The organism is Rhodoplanes tepidamans (assembly GCF_030813915.1).
GTDB lineage: Bacteria > Pseudomonadota > Alphaproteobacteria > Rhizobiales > Xanthobacteraceae > Rhodoplanes > Rhodoplanes tepidamans.
Genome location: NZ_JAUSUJ010000044.1, coordinates 1 through 21,077, shown reverse-complemented (window position 1 = coordinate 21,077; position 21,077 = coordinate 1). Strand labels below are relative to the sequence as shown.

The 21,077-nt window shown below is 70.3% G+C and carries 20 protein-coding genes; 10 read left to right on the top strand and 10 right to left on the bottom strand.

From position 1 onward, the window contains the following. Positions 1-276: 276 nt before the first annotated feature. Positions 277-1,818, top strand: a complete 1,542-nt coding sequence (locus J2S22_RS30110; RefSeq protein WP_272780330.1) for a DUF8728 domain-containing protein — start codon at positions 277-279, stop codon at positions 1,816-1,818. Between the two features lie 169 nt (positions 1,819-1,987). Here the strand turns inward: J2S22_RS30110 and J2S22_RS30105 are convergent, their stop codons facing one another. The 4 genes from J2S22_RS30105 to map form a co-directional block, all read right to left on the bottom strand. Further along, on the bottom strand, positions 1,988-2,734 hold the full coding sequence (locus J2S22_RS30105; RefSeq protein ID WP_272780331.1) for an SAM-dependent methyltransferase: 747 nt from the start codon (positions 2,732-2,734) through the stop codon (positions 1,988-1,990). Positions 2,735-4,168: 1,434 nt separating this feature from the next. Further along, the gene (locus tag J2S22_RS30100) at positions 4,169-5,179 is read right to left on the bottom strand and encodes a sensor histidine kinase (RefSeq protein WP_272780332.1); all 1,011 of its coding nucleotides are present in this window, start codon (positions 5,177-5,179) and stop codon (positions 4,169-4,171) included. A 473-nt stretch (positions 5,180-5,652) separates the two neighbouring features. Continuing rightward, complete coding sequence (gene greA / locus J2S22_RS30095) at positions 5,653-6,135, bottom strand: transcription elongation factor GreA (protein WP_272780333.1); 483 nt, start codon at positions 6,133-6,135, stop codon at positions 5,653-5,655. Between the two features lie 425 nt (positions 6,136-6,560). Further along, complete coding sequence (gene map, locus J2S22_RS30090) at positions 6,561-7,313, bottom strand: type I methionyl aminopeptidase (protein ID WP_272780334.1); 753 nt, start codon at positions 7,311-7,313, stop codon at positions 6,561-6,563. 556 nt (positions 7,314-7,869) lie between these two features. Here map and J2S22_RS30085 point away from each other — a divergent pair. The 3 genes from J2S22_RS30085 (at position 7,870) to J2S22_RS30075 (ending at position 10,940) form a co-directional block, all read left to right on the top strand. Further along, complete coding sequence (locus J2S22_RS30085) at positions 7,870-9,528, top strand: tetratricopeptide repeat protein (RefSeq protein WP_272780335.1); 1,659 nt, start codon at positions 7,870-7,872, stop codon at positions 9,526-9,528. A 148-nt stretch (positions 9,529-9,676) separates the two neighbouring features. Further along, positions 9,677-10,411: a superoxide dismutase gene (locus J2S22_RS30080; protein WP_272780336.1), complete on the top strand. Its 735-nt coding sequence runs from the start codon at positions 9,677-9,679 to the stop codon at positions 10,409-10,411. A 148-nt stretch (positions 10,412-10,559) separates the two neighbouring features. Beyond that, on the top strand, positions 10,560-10,940 hold the full coding sequence (locus tag J2S22_RS30075) for a hypothetical protein (RefSeq protein WP_272780337.1): 381 nt from the start codon (positions 10,560-10,562) through the stop codon (positions 10,938-10,940). Positions 10,941-11,096: 156 nt separating this feature from the next. On the opposite strand, the gene dksA is transcribed toward J2S22_RS30075, so the two are convergent. Both dksA and J2S22_RS30065 read right to left on the bottom strand, forming a co-directional pair. Then, entirely contained in the window at positions 11,097-11,513 is a 417-nt protein-coding gene (gene dksA / locus J2S22_RS30070; protein ID WP_272780338.1) for an RNA polymerase-binding protein DksA, read from the bottom strand. A gap of 314 nt (positions 11,514-11,827) precedes the next feature. Next, complete coding sequence (locus tag J2S22_RS30065; protein ID WP_272780339.1) at positions 11,828-12,247, bottom strand: flagellar assembly protein FliX; 420 nt, start codon at positions 12,245-12,247, stop codon at positions 11,828-11,830. 225 nt (positions 12,248-12,472) lie between these two features. On the opposite strand from J2S22_RS30065, the gene J2S22_RS30060 reads away from it, so the two are divergent. The 5 genes from J2S22_RS30060 to J2S22_RS30040 all read left to right on the top strand — a co-directional run bounded on the left by J2S22_RS30060 (position 12,473) and on the right by J2S22_RS30040 (position 15,512). Continuing rightward, positions 12,473-13,588, top strand: a complete 1,116-nt coding sequence (locus tag J2S22_RS30060) for a flagellar basal body P-ring protein FlgI (protein WP_272780340.1) — start codon at positions 12,473-12,475, stop codon at positions 13,586-13,588. Beyond that, the gene (locus J2S22_RS30055) at positions 13,588-13,980 is read left to right on the top strand and encodes a rod-binding protein (RefSeq protein WP_272780341.1); all 393 of its coding nucleotides are present in this window, start codon (positions 13,588-13,590) and stop codon (positions 13,978-13,980) included. The genes J2S22_RS30060 and J2S22_RS30055 overlap by 1 nt, the downstream gene beginning before the upstream one ends. Continuing rightward, positions 13,977-14,435 carry a hypothetical protein gene (locus tag J2S22_RS30050; protein ID WP_272780342.1) on the top strand — a complete coding sequence of 153 codons (459 nt, stop codon included), beginning with the start codon at positions 13,977-13,979 and terminating at the stop codon, positions 14,433-14,435. Before J2S22_RS30055 ends, J2S22_RS30050 begins: the two co-directional genes overlap by 4 nt. 202 nt (positions 14,436-14,637) lie before the next feature. Further along, positions 14,638-14,910: a hypothetical protein gene (locus J2S22_RS30045; RefSeq protein WP_272780343.1), complete on the top strand. Its 273-nt coding sequence runs from the start codon at positions 14,638-14,640 to the stop codon at positions 14,908-14,910. A gap of 113 nt (positions 14,911-15,023) precedes the next feature. Next, positions 15,024-15,512, top strand: a complete 489-nt coding sequence (locus tag J2S22_RS30040; protein WP_272780344.1) for a hypothetical protein — start codon at positions 15,024-15,026, stop codon at positions 15,510-15,512. A gap of 20 nt (positions 15,513-15,532) precedes the next feature. Here the strand turns inward: J2S22_RS30040 and J2S22_RS30035 are convergent, their stop codons facing one another. The 3 genes from J2S22_RS30035 to galE form a co-directional block, all read right to left on the bottom strand. Then, positions 15,533-15,826: a hypothetical protein gene (locus tag J2S22_RS30035; protein ID WP_272780345.1), complete on the bottom strand. Its 294-nt coding sequence runs from the start codon at positions 15,824-15,826 to the stop codon at positions 15,533-15,535. A 628-nt stretch (positions 15,827-16,454) separates the two neighbouring features. Beyond that, positions 16,455-17,126, bottom strand: a complete 672-nt coding sequence (locus J2S22_RS30030; protein WP_272780346.1) for a nucleotide-binding protein — start codon at positions 17,124-17,126, stop codon at positions 16,455-16,457. Between the two features lie 186 nt (positions 17,127-17,312). Further along, on the bottom strand, positions 17,313-18,299 hold the full coding sequence (galE, locus tag J2S22_RS30025; protein WP_272780891.1) for a UDP-glucose 4-epimerase GalE: 987 nt from the start codon (positions 18,297-18,299) through the stop codon (positions 17,313-17,315). 179 nt (positions 18,300-18,478) lie between these two features. Between galE and J2S22_RS30020 the strand changes: the two genes are divergently transcribed. Continuing rightward, a complete protein-coding gene (locus J2S22_RS30020) occupies positions 18,479-19,453 on the top strand; it encodes an NAD-dependent epimerase/dehydratase family protein (RefSeq protein ID WP_272780878.1) in 975 nt (324 codons plus the stop codon). A 173-nt stretch (positions 19,454-19,626) separates the two neighbouring features. On the opposite strand, the gene J2S22_RS30015 is transcribed toward J2S22_RS30020, so the two are convergent. Further along, entirely contained in the window at positions 19,627-20,874 is a 1,248-nt protein-coding gene (locus tag J2S22_RS30015) for a hypothetical protein (RefSeq protein WP_272780879.1), read from the bottom strand. Between the last annotated feature and the right edge of the window lie 203 nt (positions 20,875-21,077).

Genomic DNA, 21,077 nt, shown 5'->3' with positions numbered 1-21,077 from the left:
GCCGCGGGCGCCCTCAGCATGATCCGCGCGCCGCCGCGTGCCAAGCGGGAAGACGGCGGCGTCCGCAGCCTCCGCTCACGGCCGCATCCGCCGCGGCGCGCGGCGCGCCGCCCGGGAGGACCGGTCGAGGGTCCGTGTCCTCACGAGCTTCCGGACCGTGCGGCCGGCCGCTACCATCCGCGTCGTTCGATTGCCGTCTCGATTCGAACGGTTTTGTCCGGCGCGTCCGGACCCTCTCGTTTCGACAGCTCCGCGCCCGTTCGGGCGAGTACGACCATGCCGCAGTCATCGTCTTTCGCGCTGTTCCGGGCGAGCCCGGCCGGCTCGCTCGCGCCCGTCCTCCTCGTGCCGCTGATCGCCGGGCTGTGGCTCCACGCCGGCGCCGTCTACGCCCCGTGCGACGACGCCTATATCTATCTCGTCTACGTGGCCAACCTCTACGAGGGCCATGGCCTGACCTACAACGGCGATCCGGTCCAGGGGTTTTCCAGCCTCCTGTGGCCGTGGCTCATCGCCGCCGCGGCACCGTTCACGTCCGGCCTCCCCGAGGCGATGGAGATCGCGAGCTTCGCGGCGGGCGCCTTCACGCTCGTCGCGACCTGGTGGGCGGGGCGGACGATCGGCCTCTCGCCGGTCCGGGCCCTGCTGCCGCCCGCCGGCCTCGCGCTCACCGGCGACGTCGCGTTCTATTCCGGCAACGGCCTCGAGACCCTGCTGTTCGCCGGCCTGGTGGTGATCGCCGCGTCCGTCCTGTTCGACGCCGCCGGCAAGACGCCGAGCGGCCGCCGATGGCTGCTCCCGGTCCTCGCCCTGATGATCCTGACGCGGCCGGAAGGGGCGCTGATCGCGGCCGTGATCGTGCTCCACGTCGCGCGCGTCGAGCGATCGTGGCGGCGCGGGCTCGGGCTGGCGCTGGCGCTCGCCCTCGCGCTCGCGCCGGCCTACGTGGCGACGCGGCTCTATTACGGCTCATGGCTGCCGGCGACCTACCATGCGAAGTCCGGTGCCGGCCTCGCCAATCTCGGCCAGGGCGCGGCCTATTCCGGCCTGTTCGCCTGGTTCTACCTGCCGATCGTCGTGCTCGCGGCCCTCGCCTTCGTGCTGCGCTGGCGCCGGCTCGGCGGCGCCGCCCTGCCGGTGCTGACGATCCTGCTCGCGTGGTGTGCGCAGGTCACCATCCAGGGCGGCGACAACATGGTCGGGTTCAGGATGTATGTCGCGATCCTTCCGCTCGTCTACCTGACCATCGTGCACGCCTTTCGCGACGATCTGCGCATCGTCGCCCCGGTGCTGATCTGCGCGTTCGCCGCGCTGTTCTGGTCCTACGGCCAGGGGACCGCGCGCGCGAGCTCCTGGAAGCTGCCGATCAGGCAGCACATCGAGGCCTGGCGCAGCGCCTATCCGGAGCGGAAGAGCACCGGCCTGTGGCTCAAGGCGTCGCTTCCGCCGGGATCGACCGTGGCACTCGGCGCGGCCGGCATCACGCCCTACTTCTCGGGCCTGCCGACCATCGACATGCTGGGCCTGAACAACCGCCACATCGCGCTCCACGGCAAGCGCAATCGCAGCCTCGGCTACGCCCATCAGGCGGGCGACGGCGACTACGTGATGCGGATGCGGCCGGAGGCCATCCTGCTCGGCCGCGGGCTGCTGCCCAGCCCGTCCGTCAGCGACACCGGGATCTGGGCGAACCCGGCCTTCAAGGCCGACTACACACCCTGCCGGGCGCCGTCCGGAACCTGGATCTGGATCCGCAACGACACGCTCGACGCCATGCGGCGCGGCGGGCGAGAGCCCGCGTGCCGGACGAGCCCGTAGCACGGGCCGAACGCGTCTGCCGCGGGAGATCGCAGCCGGCATGACGCGCAGCGGAATGGGGGGCGGACCGCGCCGCCGGTCCCCGGTCTCGTTTCGCGCGACCCGGGCTGCGGAGCGAGCGGCGGGTCGCGGGGGCCGCCGGAGGCCCACCCCGTCTCCGCCCGCCCCCTCACCGCCGCATCAGCGCGAACACACCCCAGCCGAGGTATTCGCGCGTGAACGTGGCGTAGCGCACGGGCTCGGCGGTCAGGGTGGCGCGCACCTCCGGGGCGAAGGCGTCGTCGGGATGGGCATCGAGCCAGCGGCGCATGGTGAGCCACTTGGCCGCCTCGTAGCGGTCCCAGCCGTCCTGATCGGCCAGCACCATCTCGACGACGTCGAAGCCGAGCCGGCCGAAGGCGGCGAGCAGGTCCGGCAGCAGCAGGAAGTCGGCGATCGCGCCGGCGAGGCACCCCTTGGCGACCGCCTCGCTCGGCGGCAGCCGCCGCCAGAACGGCTCGCCGATCAGGATCAGGCCGCCGGCGCGCAGGCTGCGCTCCAGGAGCGCGACCGTGCCGGCGACGCCCCCGCCGATCCAGGTGGCGCCGACGCAGGCGGCCACGTCGACCGGCGCGTCGGCGACATGGCCGGCGGCGTCGCCGTGCACGAACGTCACCCGGTCGGCGACGCCGAGCGCGACGGCGCGGCGCTGCGCCTGCGCCGTGAACAGCGGGCTCATGTCGATGCCGGTGCCGCCGATGCCGTGATCGCGCGCCCAGGTGCACAGCATCTCGCCCGACCCGCTGCCGAGATCGAGCACCCGCGCCCCCGCCTCCATCCGCAACGCCGCGCCGAGCGTCGCGAGCTTGTCCGGGGTGATCGGATTATGGATGCGGTGCGCGCTTTCGCTGACGGTGAAGATCCGCGGGATGTCCACGGCGGAAGTCCTCGGGGGGTGTGGTGGGGCTCGTCCGGGCGGAGAGCCGGATGGTTGGTACCCCGCAGCCCGCATGAGGCGCCAGCGGAATGCGGGTCGTCACGGCACGAGGCATCCCGCTGGCGGTCGCGGACTCCGACCGGCCCCGTCACCCTGAGAGCTTGTGAAACTTTCCAGTTTTCGGCGTTTTCAGCCCAGCTAAGTCGTTGATTGACTCAGCTCGAAAAGTGCGAAAATCGAAAGATTCACAGCCTCTGAGATGCCCGGCGAAGCCGAGCCTCGAAGGATGCGGCCCTGTCGTAGTCGAGAATCACTCACTTGGCCGCACGGAGCAGGACAACGGCACCGAAGCAATCAGTGCACTGTCACTGTAATTCCGCAAGACTGGATTTCTTGGGGTCATGGCGAGCCTGTCGGGTCATGCCCCATAGCGGGCATTCCACATCTGCCCAGCCGTTGATCGAACCCGTCGCAGCCTGCTAGACACGAGCTTGGTCAGATGGCGTGTGAATGGGCGTGCCGTGATTGTGCCTCCGCGGGTCGGCAAACTGCGCGCTCGCAGATTGCTATGGTTTTCCGGTTTGCTCGGTAATCCGAAATTTTTGGTTCGTGTGTGTACGCTCGCGGCATTTAGCCTCACGGGCGCGCTCTTCTATTGGGCGAACCTGCTCGCAGCCACTACCTATAACGAAGCCTGTTCCAGTCAGGCTCTTACTTTCTCAATTGACGGGACGCATACTTGGTCATCTGTTTGGATTGCGTTACTGATTGTGCTCTTTCCGGTCCTTTGCTCCCGAAGTGATGGGATCGCCAAAACGAACCTAATTCTATCAACGCTGACCCTCATCCTGGCGTTCTGCTTGCAGTATACGGCCAGAACGCCACCGCATTCATGCTACTCGCAAGGTGGCAGCTATGAGGACCAGGTATCAGGGATTTTTCCTTTTATCTTTTGGTCAATTCTGATCCTAATAATTATGTATGTCTCGCTTTTCATCGATTGGCTCATTTGGGCCGTGCGGCGTGTTTTCCCGCCAAGTGTATGACTGTTTTTGGCACGGAGCCGACCTGGTGCCGATCTCAGGGACCCGCAGCAAGCGTAGCAAGCCGTAGCCCGGGTTGAGTGCAACGAAACCCGGGGGCTCCCGCCGCCGCCCCGGACGTCGCTGCGACCGGCACGCCACACAGCAGGCGAAGCCGATCCTGGCCCGAATGCAGCGCAAGCGGCGTGCGAGCGGATCGCGCCGCGGATCCCGGGTTTCGTTTCACTCGACCGGGGCTACGGATGACTGGCCCCGTCACCCTGAGGCGCCCGGCGAAGCCGGGCCTCGAAGGGCGACGGCCGAGGCGCCGTGGCCGGGGCAACGGCGGCGGAGCAATTAGTGCACTGTCACCGTAATTCCCGTAATTCCGTAATTCGCCGTAATTCGCCGGCTATTTTGTCAGGTGCTGCTTGCTCATACGCAACGTGGCCACAACCCCCTCGTGTGACCAGTCGAAGGCGATGGAGCCGCCGAGTTGGGCAGTCACACTCTGGGTGACCAACTTACTGCCGAAGCCCGATCGTTTCGACGGACCCGCGCCAGCCGGACCGCCGCGTTCGGTCCAGATGAGGACCACGTCATCATCATGGACGTTGCACGACACGTCCAGACTGCCGCGTTCGGTCGACAGCGCACCGTACTTGGCGGCATTTGTCGCGAGTTCATGGACGACCAGGGCCAGCGCGGTGCTCGACGCTGGGCCTACGTTTACCTTCGGCACCGAGACACGGACGCGAACGGTGGCGCCCTTCTCGTCGTAAGGCGCAAGGACGATTGCAAGAATGTCACCGAGAAGGGCGGCGTCGGTCTTCCGGCCGGGCAGCGGGCGAACGAGGGTTTGCGCGCGCCCGAGCGCCATCAATCGGCTGGTGAGATCTTGCGCCATCTCCTCCTTCGTCTCAGCCGAGCGGGAGGTGATGTGAGTGAGCGCGGTTGCAATCTGCAGCAGGTTCATCACCCGGTGGCTCATCTCGCCAGCGAGCAACTCATTGGCTTCCTCGGCCTGCTTGCGTTGGGTCACATCGAGGAAGACGCCGAACATGACCCGCTCGGCGATATCGGCGTCGCTGCCCTGCCCCCGGGCGGATATCCACCGTAAAGCCGTGTCGTGCATTATCCGGAAGTCGATTTCATAAGCTCCGACGATCGCCCGCGTAGCGGCGAACGCCGACCTCACCCTCTTGAGGTCGGCCGGGTGGATGTTTTTTGATAAGGTTTCGAACGTGATCTCTCGTGTGCTTTTTCCAATTCCCCACAGCTCATAAGCGCGCTCATCCATGGTGATGGCGTCGGTATCGACGTTCCACGACCATAATGAAACACCAGCCGCGCGGGTGGCAGCGCGCAAGCGCTTTTCGTCCCACGCCGGAAACGGCGTTCGGCGTGACGGCTCGTCGGTCATATCCGCCTGCTCAGGACACTTTCTGCCCTGCCCCCTCGAGTCTCTCGTGCTGCTCTGGGCCAGAGAATTCAGCCCCGTTTTACTGCGTCAGCATGCCACTCTGGCCGATCGCGGCGGAGATTGCGGATCTGCGCACCTCCGGAACGTATCTCGAGTAGCGACCTGCCTGCGATCCTCCCCGTCCATGCCGGGAATTACGGGAATTACAGTGGCAGAGAATTACAGCGACAGTGCACTCAATTCCCGGCTCGAGTGCAACGAAACCCGGGGCTCCGCCGCCGCTCCGGACGTCGCTGGGGCTACGCGCCAGACGGCAGGCGAAGCCGATCCTGGCCCGGATGGAGCCCGATCCGGCGTCCAAACCGACCGCGCCGCGGATCCCGGGTTTCGTTGCACTCGACCCGGGCTACGAAGGACGTCGCGGCCAGCGCGTGTCGGTCTCTGCGCTCCGCCCGGGCGACGCCCCTCCCCCGCTACGCAATGGCAAGAATCTCCAGCTCCTGATCCCCCGTGCCCACGACATCGCCCACGGCCTTGCGCATCAGCAGGCGGGCGACCGGGGAGACGAAGGAGATCGATCCGGCCTTGGGGTCGGCCTCGTCCTCGCCGACGATGCGATAGGTCTGCACGCGGCCGTCGGCGCGCCGGAACGTCACCGTGCTGCCGAACGCGACGGCGTCGGTCGACGTCGGATCGGCGATCACCCGGGCGGTGCGGACCCGCTCGGCGAAGTAGCGCGCATCGCGCAGCGGGGCGGCCTCCTGCCGGCGCCGCTCGTTCACGTCGTCGATCGCCTGGGCGGCCGCGCAGGCCGCGCGGGCCTCGGCGAGCCGGCGCTCCAGCGCCGCGAGCCCGGCCGCCGTGACCAGGTTGGGATGCGGCGAGATCGGCCGGTCGGGGAGCTGCGTCTCCGACGCGGTCTGGGCACTGTCTTCGCGGGTGAAGGCGACGCTCACGCGGGATCTCCTGACAGATCACGACGACGGTTCATATCAAATCCATCCGATCGGCGCGGGTTCACGCCTCTCCCCCACGCGGGCCGGCTCGGCACGAGTGAGGGCGGGAGCGCGGCGGCTGCGGCACCCTCGCTTCACCTCTCCCCCGCTCCCCGGCGGAGGGCTTTGCATGATCCGTCATTCCGGGGCGCGCCACCCGGGTCGGCGCTTCGCGCCGCCCGAGTGCAGGCTCCGGCGCGAACCCGGAATCCAGCTCCGAACTCGGCATTCTGGGCTGGATTCCGGGTCCGACGCTCCGCGTCGTCCCGGAATGACCGGGTTGATAATGCGGAAGTCGTATCACGCGCCGCATCGTCGGAGGACGCCCGGGCAACCGACCTATGCGGGCGACTCGTTCGTCCCCGCAGCGCCCGCCCCGCGCCGCGCTATCGTCCCGGCAGCGTGAGGATCAGCGGGCCGTTGCGGGTGGCGACGACGGTGTGCTCGTACTGGACCGTGAGGGCGCGCGGCCGGGCGTAGAGGGTCCAGGGGTCGTCGCCGTCCTCGGCGAGCTCGGCGCCGAGCGACAGGAAGGGCTCGACCGTGAACACCAGGCCGTCGGTCATGATCCGGCGCTCGGAGGGGTCGGGCCAGGTGGCGATCTCGGTCGGCGCCTCGTGCAGCGACGCGCCCACCCCGTGGCTGGCGAGATTGCGCACCAGCGTGTAGCCGTTCTTGCGCGCGAAGGCGCCGACGGCGCGGCCGATGCCGGCCAGCGGCCGGCCGGTGCCGACCTGGCGCAGCCCCGTCCACATGGCCCGGCGCCCGTCGCGGCACAGCCGCTCGGCCGCGCGCGTCACCGGCGGCACCGCGAACGAGGCCGCCGTGTCGGCGAAGTAGCCGTCCTTCTCGGCGGAGACGTCGATGTTGACGAGCTCGCCCGGCCGGATTTTTCGGTCGCCCGGGATGCCGTGCGCGATCTCCTCGCCGACGCTGATGCAGGTCGCGCCGGGAAAGCCGTAGACCAGCTCCGGCGCGGGACGCGCCCCGGCCGCTTCCATCACGTCGCGTCCGATCCGGTCGAGCTCGCGCGTGGTGATGCCGGGCTCGATCGCCTCGCCCATCACCCGCAGCGTGTCGGCGCAGATGCGGCCGATCTCCTTCAGTCCCTGGAGGTCGTCGTCGCCCGATACCGTCATGATGTCCTCGCCACAGGGCCGCGTCCGTCGCCGCCGGGATCGCAGGATCGTAGCCTGCATGACGCGCAGCGGAATGCGGGGCGGACCGCGCCGCAGGACCGCGCCGCAAGGCCCGGGCTTCGTTTCACGCGACCCGGGCTGCGAGGCTGCTGCGCGCTGCGGCTCCCCTGCCCTATACGCCCTTGCCCTTGCTCCGGCGATGGCCGTCGCCGGCCATCCAGTCGTCGATCTCGTCGAAACGCCGCACGCCCGGCGGCCGCTTCCGCGGCACTCTGGTTTCTTGTCGCATCACCATCCACACACAAAGCACGACGCCCGCCGGAAGGGCGGGCGGTTCGGGAGACATATAGGGAGCCGAAGCGGCGTTTCGACGGCAGGGGTCCGCAACCCTGCTCCGCATCGACCACCCCTGGTTGACTCCCACCCGCGGAGCACGCGCGGCGCGGGCCGAGTTCCCGCGTGCCGCGCCGCGCTCGCGAAGCTGCAACGCTTCGTTAACCATAGGGTGGCTCGATCGGGAGCGCGGCGACGCATTCGGTGCCGCGGGAGCCGGCGCATGGCCAACAGCACGACCGGGAGCACCAGACGGTATCCGCCGCCGCGGCCCGCCGTGGTCGAGGCGGTGCGGCTGCAGGAGGCCGGGCGGCTCGCCGAGGCCGAGCAGCGCCTGATCGCGGCGCTGCGCGAGAACCGCAACGACTTCTACGCGCTGCATCAGCTCGGCCTGATCTGCTGCGCGACCCGGCGCTTCGCCGACGCGGTGCTGCTGCTCGCCAGCGCCGTGGAGCAGCGGCCCGATTCGCCCGAGGCGCTGTGCAATCTCGCGGTGGCGCTGCGCGGGCTCGACCGCTGCGCCGAGGCGGTCGCCGCCTGCGACGCCGCGCTGGCGCTGGCGCCCGACCACGCCGCCGCGCACCACAACCGCGGCAACGCGCTGCTCGATCTCGACCGGCCGGCCGAGGCCGAGCGGGCGCACGCCCGCGCCGTCGCCTTGAATCCCATGAATGCCGAGTCGCTCTACGGACTCGGCAACGCGCTGCGCGAGCTGCACCGGTTCGACGAGGCCATGGCCTGTTATGCAAAGGCGCTGACGCTGGCGCCGCGGCGGGCCGACATCCGCTTCAACGTCGCGCTGCTGCAGCTCCTGACCGGCCGGCTGCGCGAGGGCTTCGCCGGCTACGCCCACCGGCTCGACAAGCCGGAGTTCGCCGAGCTGCGCGGCCGCTTCGCCGCCTCGGCCTGGGCCGGCGAGCCGGTCGCCGGCCGCACCGTGCTGCTGCATCCCGAGCAGGGCGCCGGCGACGTGATCCAGTTCGTCCGCTACGCCCCGCTGCTGGCGGCGCGCGGCGCCCGGGTGGTCTGCGCCGTCACGGCCCCGCTGAAGCCGCTGCTCGACAGCCTCGCGGGCGACGGCGTCTCGGTGGTGGTCTGGGACCGCACCGCCCCGCCGGCGCACGACCTCCACTGCCCCTATCTCAGCCTGCCCCACGGTTTCCAGACGACAGTCGACAGCATTCCGGCGACCGTGCCCTATCTCGCCGCCCCGCCCGAGCGGGTCGCCGCCATGGCGGCGCGCCTCGCCGCCGCCCTCGCCGTCCCGACCGACGACGAGGACACGACGAGGACGGCGAGGACGAGGACGACGAGGGAGACGACGAGGGCGCCCGCGGACGGGCCGGCCGGCGGCTCGGCGGCCGATCCGGCCTCCGGGCCCGCCCCCGGGGTCGCCCCGGCCGCGGCCCGGGCGGCCGGCCGGCCGCTGCGGGTGGGCCTCGCCTGGGCCGGCAACCCCGTCTTCGCCAACGACCGCCACCGCTCCATCCCGCTCGCCTCACTGGCCCCGCTGGCGGATCTGCCGAACGTGGATTTCGTGAGCTTGCAGAGGGATTTGCGGGAGGGAGACGAGATCCTGCTGGAGCGCCTGCGGGTGGTCCCGCTCGGGCCCGCCCTGGCCGACTTCGCCGACACGGCGGCGGCGATCGCGGCCCTCGACCTCGTCGTCTCGGTCGACACCGCGGTCGCCCATCTGGCCGGGGCGCTCGGCCGCAAGGTGTGGATTCTGCTGCCGTTCTCGCCCGACTGGCGGTGGCTGACCGGGCGCGCCGACACGCCCTGGTACCCCACCGCCCGGCTGTTCCGCCAGCCCCGCCTGGGCGACTGGGCGAGCGTCGTCGCGACCCTGCGGGACGCCCTGGCCGATCTCGCAACCTGTTGATCCAGAGGGCTTTCCGGCCGGGCGATCACGCTTCGGTGTGGGCGCCCCGAAAGTCTCGCGGGCGTCTCGCCCGGACGCTAGCCTGCCCTGCCCGAAGCCGCCGGCGCGACGCCGCGCGGCCCCCCGTCCGGACCGAAGGAGCCCCCCTATGTCGTTCCATCGTCGCAGCTTTCTGGTCGGCACCGCGGTCGCGGCCGCGGCCCTGTCGATGCCCCGAATCGGCTTCGCCCAGGCGGCCTCCGGCCCCTTCACGCTGCCGCCGCTGCCCTACCCGGCCAAGGCGCTGGAGCCCCACATCGACGCCCGGACCATGGAGATCCATCACGACCGCCACCACCAGGCCTATGTGAACAACCTCAACGCGGCCGTGAAGGACCACGGCCAAGTCGCTGGAATGCCTCTGCAAGACATCCTGGCGAAGCTCTCCGACATGCCCGAGGCGATCCGCACCGCGCTGCGCAACAATGGCGGCGGCCACGCCAACCACACCATGTTCTGGCAGGTGATGGGCCCGGGCGGGTCGGGATCGCCGGGCGGCGCCCCTTCCGGCCCGGTCGCCGAGGCGATCTCCCGCGATCTCGGCGGGTTCGACAAGTTGAAGAGCGATTTCAATGGGATGGGCGGCCGGGTGTTCGGCTCGGGCTGGGTCTTCGTCACGGTGGCGCGGGACGGCAAGCTGGCGCTCGAGTCGCGGCCGAACCAGGACACGCCCCTGATGGACGGGAAAAAGGTGTTGTTCGGCAACGACGTATGGGAGCACGCCTACTACCTCACCTACCAGAACCGGCGGCCCGACTATCTCGCGGCGTGGTGGAACACGGTGAACTGGGGCAAGGTCGGCGAGCGCTACGCCGCCGCCACGGCCGGCACGCTGACGATCTGAGCCGGCCGGCGCGCCGGCGGCCGGGCCGGAACACCCTCCACGGTCGAGAGAAATCGCCTCCGGCGGCGCGATCGCGAGTCCCGTTCGGGCCGGACTTGCTCTACAACTGCGAGGTCCGGCCCGGTCGCCGCGAATCAGCGAGGTCCCGATGCCTAGAGTTCTGGTCGCCAAGGTCTTGATCAACAAGCGTTTCGCGGCCGCGCTGCTGGGCCTCGCCGGGCTTGCGGCGGTCGCCGGCCCGGCCGCGGCGCAGACCGCCGTCAGCTGCGCACCCTATTGCGACTACAGGCATTATTACGGGACCTGGGACTACGGCTGGGCGCAGCCGGCGACCTACTGCGCGCCGATCTGCGGCCACGACGGCACCTGCGTCCCGGCGAAGCGCTGCGTGCGCGCCCCCGGCGCGATCCCGAGCACCGCGACCGTCACCTATTACGACCCGACCATCGCGACCCCGGGCTACGTGGCGCCGCGCCGCGCCGCCCGCTCGGCCACGGTCCGGGTGCGGCCCTACCGGCCGCGCCGCTGAGGCCGCCGGGTCCGGGCGTCCCGGGATCCGGGCGTCCCGGGTCCGGAAACATCCGTCTTTTCAATGCAAAAGCGCCCCGCCGACGGGCGAGGCGCGGGGTCGTGCCGAGGCGGGTCCGCCGTGGTGGACGGCCCGCGCCCCGGCCGGGGCACGGTGTCAGTTGTCGCGGTACACCCGCTCGCGCCGCTCGTGGCGCTCCTGCGCCTCCAGCGACAAGGTGGCGATCGGGCGCGCCTCGAGGCGCTTGATGGAGATCGGCTCGCCGGTCTCCTCGCAATAGCCGTAGGTGCCGTCCTCGATCCGCTGCAGGGCGGCATCGATCTTGGCGATCAGCTTGCGCTGCCGGTCACGGGCCCGCAGCTCGATCGCACGCTCGGTCTCGGACGACGCACGGTCGGCGAGATCCGGGTGGTTCTGGTTCTCGTCCTGCAGGTGCTGAAGTGTTTCCTTCGCTTCCCGCAGTATATCTTCCTTCCACGATAGCAGCTTGTTACGGAAATACTCGCGCTGCCGCTCGTTCATGAAGGGTTCTTTGTCCGTAGGCCTATAAATCCCGTTCGTCTCCAGGCGCATGACACGCTCACTCCCACGCGGCCGTCCCGTTTCCTTCCTGTCGACTTCTTTGGTCGATTCATCGTCGGATGCGGACGCTATATACAAGCGTTGCGACATAACGACAACAACAGATTGGATTAATCCCGGCGCCGTTCGATGATCACAGTATATGCCGCGGCGGCGCGGACCGCGGGTCGGCGCAGCCCGCGCCGGCGCCATCTGGATACCGCACAAGACGGGTCTGAGCCTGATCCCGCGACCGCCAAGTGAAGTTTTTCTCGCTGTGCGAGGATTCGGCCGCGCAGCGCAGCGGCGCACCGGGCGGGCGGCGTTCAGACGCCGCCGGGCGACTTCATTTTGGCGAGCTCGACCTCGACCCGCAGCTCGATCTCGGCCAGCACGCTGTCGAGGCCCGGGTCCCCGGTCGTCTCCTTCAGGCCGGCCGCGATGCCGGCGAGCCGCGCCACGATCGCCGGATCGAGATTGCCGGCCAGCAGCGCCAGCTTCATCTCGTCGAGAATGTCGAGGGCCGAGCGCCCCCGCACCACCGCCCGGCGCCGGCGCTCGGTCGGATCCTCCACGCCCTGCAAGGCGATGAGCGCATCGATGCCGGCCAGCGGGCGCGACGCCGCGGTGGCCGCCGGCGCCTGGGCCCCGCCCGAGTCGGGCAGCGTGAAGCCGCCTGCGCCGGTGCGCCGGACCGACGTCCCGTGGCTGGTCGAGGTGGGTCCGCTGGGTCCGGTGATGCGCATGGCCGCGATTCCTCCGAGGCTCCCGCCCATTGAGGGCCGTAATGGTTAATCCGGCGTTAACACTCGGCAATTCCTGCCGGGTCGGACCGGCGGAGCATCCGTTCCTTGCCGGTCCGGGCCCCGGGCGCCGAAAATTTCGCCAGTCTTTCCAATGGTAAACAGGGTCTCTCCATCTGGCACGCTCCTCGCTACCGGTTTGGCGTCACGCCGTCCGAGGAGCAAGCGATGCGGGCACGACTGATTTCCGCACTGGCCGCGATCACGTTCGCCGCGACCCTGCTCGCAGGGCCGCCGGCCGGCGCCACCTCGCGCATCAAGGACCTCGCCAATGTCGAAGGGGTCCGCCAGAACCAGCTGATCGGCTACGGCCTGGTGGTCGGCCTGCAGGGCACCGGCGACACCATCAACAACTCGCCCTTCACCAAGCAGTCGCTGCAGGCGATGCTCGAGCGCCTCGGCGTCAACATCCGCGGCCAGACGCTGCGCACCGGCAATGTCGCGGCCGTGATGGTGACGGCGAACTTGCCACCCTTCGCCACTCAGGGCACCCGGCTCGACGTCACCGTGTCGGCGCTCGGCGACGCCAAGAGCCTGCAGGGCGGCGTCCTGGTGATCACCCCGCTGCTCGCCGCCGACGGCAATGTCTACGCGGTGGCGCAGGGCTCGCTCGCCATCGGCGGCTTCCAGGCCGAGGGCGAGGCCGCCAAGATCGTGCGCGGCGTGCCGACCGTCGGGCGCATCGCCAACGGGGCCATCATCGAGCGCGAGATCGAGTTCGCCCTCAACCGCCTGACCCAGGTGCGCATGGCGCTGCGCAATCCCGACTTCACCACGGCGAAGCGAATCGCCTCTGCGATCAACGACTTCCTCGGAATGCCCGTGGCCGAGCCGATCGACCCCTCGACCGTGCAGCTGTCGGTCCCGAAGGAGTACACCGGCAACGTGGTCGGCATGCTCACCGAGATCGAGCAGCTGCAGATCGAGCCCGACCAGCTCGCCCGCATCATCGTCGACGAGCGCTCCGGCATCATCGTGATGGGCCGCGACGTGCGCGTCTCCACGGTCGCGGTGGCGCAGGGCAACCTCACCGTGACGATCTCGGAATCGCCCGAGGTCAGCCAGCCGGCGCCGTTCTCCGAGGGCCGCACCGTGGTGGTGCCGCGCACCAACGTCACGGCGAACGAGGACGGCCACAAGCTCGCCGTGGTGCGCGAAGGCGTGTCGCTGCAGCAGCTCGTCGACGGGCTCAACGCGCTCGGCATCGGCCCGCGCGACCTGATCGCGATCCTGCAGGCCATCAAGGCGGCGGGCGCCATCCAGGCCGACCTGGAGGTGATGTGATGAGCACCCTGCCGAGCCTGCCGCCCTCCGCCGCCATGGCGCTCGATTCGGTGAAGACCGGCGCCCTGCCGGTGTACGCCGCCGGCGCGAGCCGCACCGCGCCGGCCAAGACCCCGGCCGAGCGGGCGTGGGACCAGGCCCAGGACTTCGAGGCCGTGTTCCTCAACTCGATGATGCAGGAGATGTTCACGGGCATCGGCGACGAGGGCCCGATGGGCAACTCGCAGGCGACCGGCATGTGGCGCTCGTTCCTGATCGACGAGTACGCCAAGTCGACCGTCAAGGCGGGCGGCATCGGCATCGCCCGCGAGGTCTACACGGCCCTGCTCGCCCAGCAGGAGGCCCGCAGCGCCACCGGCACCAAGCCACAGACCCCAGGGAGCGTCCAATGACCCAGCCGGCCATCGCCTCCGCCGAGGAGGCCCGCGACGTGATCCGCACGCTCGACGAGACCATCGCGGCGCTCGCCGAGGTGCTCGAAGAGGAGGACCGCCTGGTGCGGGCCGGACGGCTCTCCGAGGTGGCGCGGCTGTCGCAGGCCAAGAACGGCCATGCGCGGCGCTATCTGGCCGACAGCCTGCGGCTGCGCGACAGCCTGCCGCGGCTGCGCGGCGAGCTCGGCGGCGAGATGGACCGGGTGAAGGAGCGGCACGCGGCGTTCCAGGACCGGCTGCAGCGCAACCTCGCCGCGCTCGCCACCGCCCACGCGGTCTCGGAAGGGATCGTCCGCGGCGTCGCCGGCGAATTGACCCGCACGGCCGCGCCGCAGACCTACGGCGCCTCCGGCCGCACCCCGATTCCCGATCCCCGCCACGCCAGGCCGCTCGCGGTGTCCCGCTCGCTGTGAGGCGGCCGGCGCATGGCGGTCGCCTCGGAGGCGGCGCATCGTCGCGATCCATCATGTGAATTCACATGCGCATGATGGAATCGCGTTCGGGCCGTGTTATCGTCCGCGCACGGGAGCAGATCGCGTGAGCGGCGCCGCCGCTGCGCCGGTACCACGCAGGTGACGCCCCGAGGTTCGGATCGACGCCACCGCGAGACCGCGCATGCTCCGCAAGCCCCTCATCGCCGCTCTCCTGCTCTGCCTCGTCGCGCCGGTGGCGCCGGCGGCCGCGCTGCCGGCCGCGCCGCTTGCGACGGCGACGCCGGCCGTCGTCCCGGACGGCCGGGACGACGTCGCGCCGGCGTCCTTCTGGGCCCAGCCCTACCCTTACGGCTATCGCTGGCGGAAGCGCCCGTGCCGGAGCGACGTCTGCGCCGGCGCGCCCATGCGCGTGCCGACCTGCCCGACCCCGCGGCGCGCAGCGGTGTGCCGCTGAAGCCGGGGGCCGGCCCGCGGATCGCCGCCGCTCTCCTGCTCGGCCTCGGGGCCGGCGCCGCGCCGATCGCAGCCGCGTCCGACGATCCCGCGCTGTTCGGCGTCCGGCACTGGGTGACGGCGCAGGTGCTGCCGGCGCAAGTGCTGCCCGGCGGCGCCGCGGCGAGAGCAACCGCGTCGACCGATCGCGCCCGCACGGTCCTGCGCCTCCGCATCTCCGATCACGCGATCGATCATCGCTTCTACGGCGTGATCGCGGCCGAATGGCCGGATCTCGATCGCGCCGCCGGAGCGCCCGAGCGGATCGTGTGGGAGGACCGCCGCTGTCACCGGGAGCGGGGGCTGCCCAAGCTCGCGGTCGTCGACATCGCCCGTCATCCGGAGGACGGCGCGGCGCCGACGCTGGCGCAGATGCGACAGCGCGGCCAGCGGCTGCCGGCCGACGAAATCGTCGAGCGCAAGGTGGTGGAGCCGCTCGCGCCGCCCGCCGTGCTGACGATCGACGCCGAGACCCGGGTCAGCGGCTTGCGCATCCGGCTTACGCTGTACGCCGCGGCGTGCCGGATCGGCGCAGGTTCGGCAGCAGCGCCGGTTCTGCACTGATCGGCCGCCGCCGCGACCGTTCAGTGCACGACCCGGCGGGGAAGGCTCCGGCGATTCGCCTCGCAACGCTGCAGGGTCTGCCGCCGCAGCGTCGCGAGCGTGCGGTCGACGAGGGCCCGCGCTTCGGCGATCCCCGCCTGCGCGACGTCCGGCGGATACGCGGACAGGTCGATCCGGCCGAGCTTCCGGCGCACCGCCGCCTCGAAGCGGCGCAGCTCGGCGGGGCCGCCGAGCACGAGCTCGGCGCCCATCAGCCGGATGAGATCCAGGAGCGCCGCGATGGTGACCTGCTCTTTGTGGGTCTGGGAGCGCATGATGATCCTTCCAGAGGGGCGTTGTCCCGTACGGAAGCCCCCGTCAGATCCAGGACGAAACGTGAAGGCGAGCAGCCGTGGCGCGCCGTGCCGGCGGCCCGCGGGCACTGGCGGGCGGCAGCGCACGCGCCGGCACGGCGCGAGCGGCCGCGACCGGAGGACCGCGGTGGCTCGGGGGAGGCGCGCGATCGTCCGCGCGCGTCGCGAGAGCGCAGGACGGCGGGGGCGCGCAGACGCTCGCGTCGTCGTCGGAATCGTCGATCGAGGCGAGCAGGACCGTCCAGAGCGACGCACCGCCGGGCGGCGTTCCGGCCGACGGTGCCGCCAGTTGGAACGATCCGGATCGGATCGCGCCGGGTCGCAGACCCGCGAACGCGTCGACCGCGACCAGCGCCGCGACCACCGCGAGGGCGGCGCAGCCGATCCACGAAAGGCATGCCGGACGATATCTCATCGCCATGTATCATACATGATGGCAAGCCCCGCAACAATCAACCGGGGGCCGCAGTCCTCGCCATGTTATCATCACACGGGCCGACCGTCGTGAAGCGGGGCACCGCGGGCTGTACGACGTGACGGCAGCCCAACGGGACGAGTCACGACGGACCACCGGAATCGGAGGCTTGGCTCACGCCGGCCGGGCGTGCCGCGGCGCGGCGCGGATCACGGTCTCGAGGGTATTGCACAGGACCTGGATGTCGCGGTCGGCGGGACTGCCCGGCGCGAACTGGTTGACGGCATGCCCGGTCGTGAACGCGCGGACGAAGGCCGTGCGATTTCCGACGGGCGCACTGACGATCTCGCCCGCGGTCTTCAGCTCTTCGGAGATCTGCTGCCCCTCCAGGGTCCGCAGATCGACGCGATTCGGGATCAGGATCACCCTCATGGAGGTCTGGCGCCGGCGTCGTACCTCCTCGATGATCCCGATGGTCCTGAACGTCGCGTCGAGATCGAGACCGGACGGGCCGCACGGCACCATGACCGTGTCGGCGACCGCGACGCAGGCGCCGAGCGCCCGGTCGTTCGGGGCCGAGTCGATCAGCACCACCCGGCCCGGCACGCGGCCGAGCTGCGCCACCCAGGTGGTCACCGGCCGCTCGTCGAGCGGCAGGCGCCAGACCGGAAAGGCGAGCTTGCCGGTCTCGGCCCAGGAGCACGCCGAGCCTTGCGGATCCGCGTCCACCAGGCCGAGCATCGCCCCGCGCTTCTTCAGCTCGGCGGCGACAGAGACCGCGATGGTGGTCTTGCCGACACCACCCTTTCCTTGCACGAAGGCAATGACATGCGGCTTGCCGGCCATGCGACCGATCTCGTGTGGCGGAGGACCGTTCAGGGGGACTCCCCGTCGATGATACGCGTCATTCTTGCTGTATAACGTATCGCTCACGGAATGATCCAGAGGCGATCGGCGCCGCCACCACGCGGCGTCACCGCCACGTCGACGCCGAGCCGCGTCGGTCGATCATCCCGTTCCGCGTGCCTCACATCACAGGTTCATGGTGCCGAGCTTGCGCTGCCAGTCGAGGGCGTGGCGGACGATGGTGTCGAGGTCGTCCCAGCGGGGCTGCCAGCCGAGGATCTCGCGGGCGCGGTCGCAGGCGGCGACGATGGCGGCCGGATCGCCCGGGCGGCGCGGCGCCAGATCGACCCGGAAGTCGACCCCGGAGACCCGCTTCACCGTCTCGATCACCTCCAGCACCGAGAAGCCGCGCCCATAGCCGCAGTTCAGCGTCGCCGGCGCGCCGCCGGAGCGCAGATGGCGCAGCGCGTCGGCATGCGCCGCCACCAGGTCCGAGACGTGGATGTAGTCGCGCACGCAGGTGCCGTCCGGGGTCGGATAGTCGGTGCCGAACACGTCGATCTTCCCGCGCAGGCCGAGCGCCGCCTCCACGGCCACCTTGATCAGGTGGGTGGCGTTCCGGGTCGACTGGCCGGTGCGCATCAGCGGGTCCGCCCCCGCCACGTTGAAGTAGCGCAGGATCACGTGGCCGAGCCCGTGCGCCGCCGTGGCGTCGCGCAGCATGATCTCGGTCATCAGCTTGGACGAGCCGTAGGGCGACATCGGCGCCAGCGGATCGTCCTCGGCGACCGGCACCCGGGCCGGGTTGCCGTAGACGGCCGCCGTCGAGGAGAACACGAAGTGCTTCACCCCGCCCGTCACGGCGCAGTCGATCATGCTGCGCGAGTTGGCCGTGTTGTTGCGGTAGTAGCGCAGCGGGTCGGCGACCGACTCCGGCACCACGATCGAGGCGGCGAAGTGGACGATCGCCTCGATCCCGTGCTCGGCGATCAGCCGCGACACCAGCGCCGCGTCGCCGGTGTCGCCCACCACCAGGGCGGCCTCCGGCGGCACCGCGAAGCGGAACCCGGTCGACAGGTCGTCGAGAACCACCACCCGCTCCCCGGCATCCACCAGGGCGTGCACCATGTGGCTGCCGATGTACCCGGCGCCGCCGGTCACGAGTATGCTCATGTCGTCCTTTTCCTCTGCACCGGTCTCTCCGCGCCGGACCGTCGGCCTGCACCGGACTCCGCCCGACCACAATCTTCCCACATTATCACAAGAGAGTTATGTTATTATCGCCGAACGGAGCCGCCGATGGCACGGCCGACTCCGGATCCGGAATCGAAGAGTCGACGGAGCGGAACTGGATGGCGAGGACTGCAGTGGTGTGCGGAGCGGGCGGCTTCATCGGCAGCCATCTGGTGAAACGCTTGCGGCGCGAGGGCTACTGGGTTCGTGGGGTCGACCTGAAGGTCCCGGAGTTCGCGCCCACGGCGGCCGACGATTTTCGCACCCTCGACCTGCGCGACCCCGACCAGTGCGAGCGCGCACTGCGCATCCCCGGCGGCGTGCCGGACGAGGTCTACCAGCTCGCGGCCGACATGGGCGGAATGGGCTTCATCCACGGGGCCGAATGCGAGATCATGCACAACAACGTGCTGATCAACGTGCACATGACGCACGCCGCCGCACGCCTCGGTGTCCCGCGCTACTTCTACTCGTCGTCCGTCTGCGTCTACCGCGACATGAGACCGGGCGAGCCCGAGATGGCCGAGGACGGGGCCTACCCGGCCCTGCCCGACAACGAATACGGCTGGGAGAAGCTCTACTCGGAGCGCATCGCGCTGGCCTATGCGCGTCGGACCGGCATGGCGGTCCGGATCGCCCGGTTCCAGAACTGCTACGGTCCCGAAGGCACATGGCAGGGCGGACGCGAGAAGGCCCCCGCCGCGATCTGCCGCAAGGTCGCCTGCGCGCCGGACGGCGGCGAGGTCGAGGTGTGGGGCGACGGCACCGCCGTGCGGAGCTACACCTATGTGGACGACATGGTGGACGGCATCTTCCGCCTGACCCAGTCGCATCTCGAGGGCCCGGTCAACATCGGCAATCCCGAATACGTGACGGTGGACGAGCTGGTCGCGGCGACGGCCGCGACCGCCGGCAAGCGCATCCGCATCCGTCACGTCGACGGGCCGGTCGGCGTGCAGTCGCGCAACTTCAGCAATGCCCGCATCGAGTCGCTCGGCTGGCGGGCCGCGTGGCCGCTGCGGCGCGGGATCGCCGCGACCTATTCCTGGATCGCCACGCAGGTCGACATGCCGGGCGTGCGCATCGCGGTCTGAGACAAGCCGGCCGGCGGGGCCGGATCGCAGGCGATGCCTCGGACACATTCGCCGGCGAGGCGGTGGGGCGCGTGTCGAGGATTGCGACCGGCCCCTGATATCGTGGAGTTCGCCTGTCATCGTGCGATGCTGTCGCGGCTTCTCCTGTCCGGCGGTGGGACGTGACCGTCGTCCTACGAACCCGCGGGCGGAGAAGCGTGACCGTCCGCCTCCCGACCGGAGGTCCGGTCGAGCCAGCACGCGAAGCTGCGGCAGCCGACCAGCGCCAGCCGTGTCCGGATGTCGGCCGCGAGCACGCCCGGCACCACGGCGATCTCGAATCGCGCTGCCGTGGCGCGCCCGATCCGATCCGGCGCGGCGAGCTGGATCGCAACGATGTTGTTGAGCGCGACGAGGCCGAGCAGGATCCATGCGCCCCATGGAGACCGCCTGCGAAACACCATCCCGGCGACGACCAGGCCGAAAGCCAGCGCCGGCAGAAGATAGCTCGTCTCGATCGGGTAGCGGGCATAGAGCGCGCCGGTCGCAAGCACCACGCCCGACGCGGCGAGACACAGCCGGCGCTCGCGGCCGTCGCTTCCGCCGATCGTATCGACGTCGCGCCTCCAGAAGACCACCAGGGCGAGGGCCCAAAGCGTCGCCGGCAGACCGAGCAGCGCGAGCGGCTTGTAGATCACCCGCCCGAGCCACAGGGCGGGCGTCCACATCTCATCCGGCCCGGCATGCGCCTGCAGGAACGACAGGTCGCCGCCGGAGGTGGACCAGGACAGGCAATAGATCACTCCCCCGATCACCAGGCTGGTCGCCGCGGCGGCGAGCGCAGCACGGGCCGTTCGCCATGACGGCTCGGCAATGACGGCTCCGGCGAGCCCGCCGAGAAGCGGAAGCAGCGAGGCGAGACGGAACCAAAGTGCCAGCGCTCCGAGCAGCCCTGCCGCGGCCGTGCGTCCGTCCACGGCCGCCTCGACTGCCAGGATCAGGGCGAGCAGCGCGAAATTGTAGTCGATGGCGCTGGTGGAGGCGGCCAGGAACCACGGGTTCAGCGCCAGGCAGAGCAGCAGCGGCACCCGCCACGGGACCGGCACCGGCCCGGCGAGCCGCCACAGCCGCCAGAGCGCCGCCGCGGAGACCGCGAGCGTGACGAGATTCACCGCGAGTGCACCGCCGGTCCGATCGAGCAGGAACACGATCAGCTCGTGCAGCCAATAGCCCGGGTGGCGCGACATGGTCGGCACACCGTTCACCCAGGTGGCGGTGCCGGCGTCGAGCGTCAGATACGAGTCGTTGTCGGCCCCGTAGCCTAGCCAGCAGAGCGGAAGTGCAGTCAGAAGGAAGGCGCCGACGACGAGAAGACCCGCGCCGGTGTCACCGGCGATCGCTGCGGTTCGACGCCGGCGCGATGCTGAAGCAGCGGGCGTCATCGGATCGCCGGGCCTCGCGCCTCGCGACCTAGCGGTCGGCCTCGACCACCCGCTTCAGATACGCGCCGTAGTTGGTCTTCTCGTATCGGGTTGCGAGGGCGAGGACTTTGTCGGCGTCGATGAAGCCCTGGAGCCAGGCGATCTCCTCGAGGCAGCCGACCAGGAGGCCCTGGCGGGCCTGGATGGAGCGGACGAACTCGGAC

Excerpts from the sequence above, each read along its gene's own strand:
- J2S22_RS30110 (WP_272780330.1), top strand. The coding sequence starts at position 277 with ATGCCGCAGTCATCGTCTTTCGCGCTGTTCCGGGCGAGCCCGGCCGGC.
- J2S22_RS30085 (WP_272780335.1), top strand. The coding sequence starts at position 7,870 with ATGGCCAACAGCACGACCGGGAGCACCAGACGGTATCCGCCGCCGCGG.
- J2S22_RS30080 (WP_272780336.1), top strand. The coding sequence starts at position 9,677 with ATGTCGTTCCATCGTCGCAGCTTTCTGGTCGGCACCGCGGTCGCGGCC.
- galE (WP_272780891.1), bottom strand. The coding sequence starts at position 18,299 with ATGAGCATACTCGTGACCGGCGGCGCCGGGTACATCGGCAGCCACATG.
- J2S22_RS30050 (WP_272780342.1), top strand. The coding sequence starts at position 13,977 with ATGACCCAGCCGGCCATCGCCTCCGCCGAGGAGGCCCGCGACGTGATC.
- J2S22_RS30100 (WP_272780332.1), bottom strand. The coding sequence starts at position 5,179 with ATGACCGACGAGCCGTCACGCCGAACGCCGTTTCCGGCGTGGGACGAA.
- map (WP_272780334.1), bottom strand. The coding sequence starts at position 7,313 with ATGACGGTATCGGGCGACGACGACCTCCAGGGACTGAAGGAGATCGGC.
- J2S22_RS30055 (WP_272780341.1), top strand. The coding sequence starts at position 13,588 with ATGAGCACCCTGCCGAGCCTGCCGCCCTCCGCCGCCATGGCGCTCGAT.
- J2S22_RS30065 (WP_272780339.1), bottom strand. The coding sequence starts at position 12,247 with ATGCGCATCACCGGACCCAGCGGACCCACCTCGACCAGCCACGGGACG.
- J2S22_RS30075 (WP_272780337.1), top strand. The coding sequence starts at position 10,560 with ATGCCTAGAGTTCTGGTCGCCAAGGTCTTGATCAACAAGCGTTTCGCG.
- J2S22_RS30045 (WP_272780343.1), top strand. The coding sequence starts at position 14,638 with ATGCTCCGCAAGCCCCTCATCGCCGCTCTCCTGCTCTGCCTCGTCGCG.
- J2S22_RS30035 (WP_272780345.1), bottom strand. The coding sequence starts at position 15,826 with ATGCGCTCCCAGACCCACAAAGAGCAGGTCACCATCGCGGCGCTCCTG.
- J2S22_RS30020 (WP_272780878.1), top strand. The coding sequence starts at position 18,479 with ATGGCGAGGACTGCAGTGGTGTGCGGAGCGGGCGGCTTCATCGGCAGC.
- J2S22_RS30030 (WP_272780346.1), bottom strand. The coding sequence starts at position 17,126 with ATGGCCGGCAAGCCGCATGTCATTGCCTTCGTGCAAGGAAAGGGTGGT.
- J2S22_RS30060 (WP_272780340.1), top strand. The coding sequence starts at position 12,473 with ATGCGGGCACGACTGATTTCCGCACTGGCCGCGATCACGTTCGCCGCG.
- J2S22_RS30015 (WP_272780879.1), bottom strand. The coding sequence starts at position 20,874 with ATGACGCCCGCTGCTTCAGCATCGCGCCGGCGTCGAACCGCAGCGATC.
- dksA (WP_272780338.1), bottom strand. The coding sequence starts at position 11,513 with ATGCGCCTGGAGACGAACGGGATTTATAGGCCTACGGACAAAGAACCC.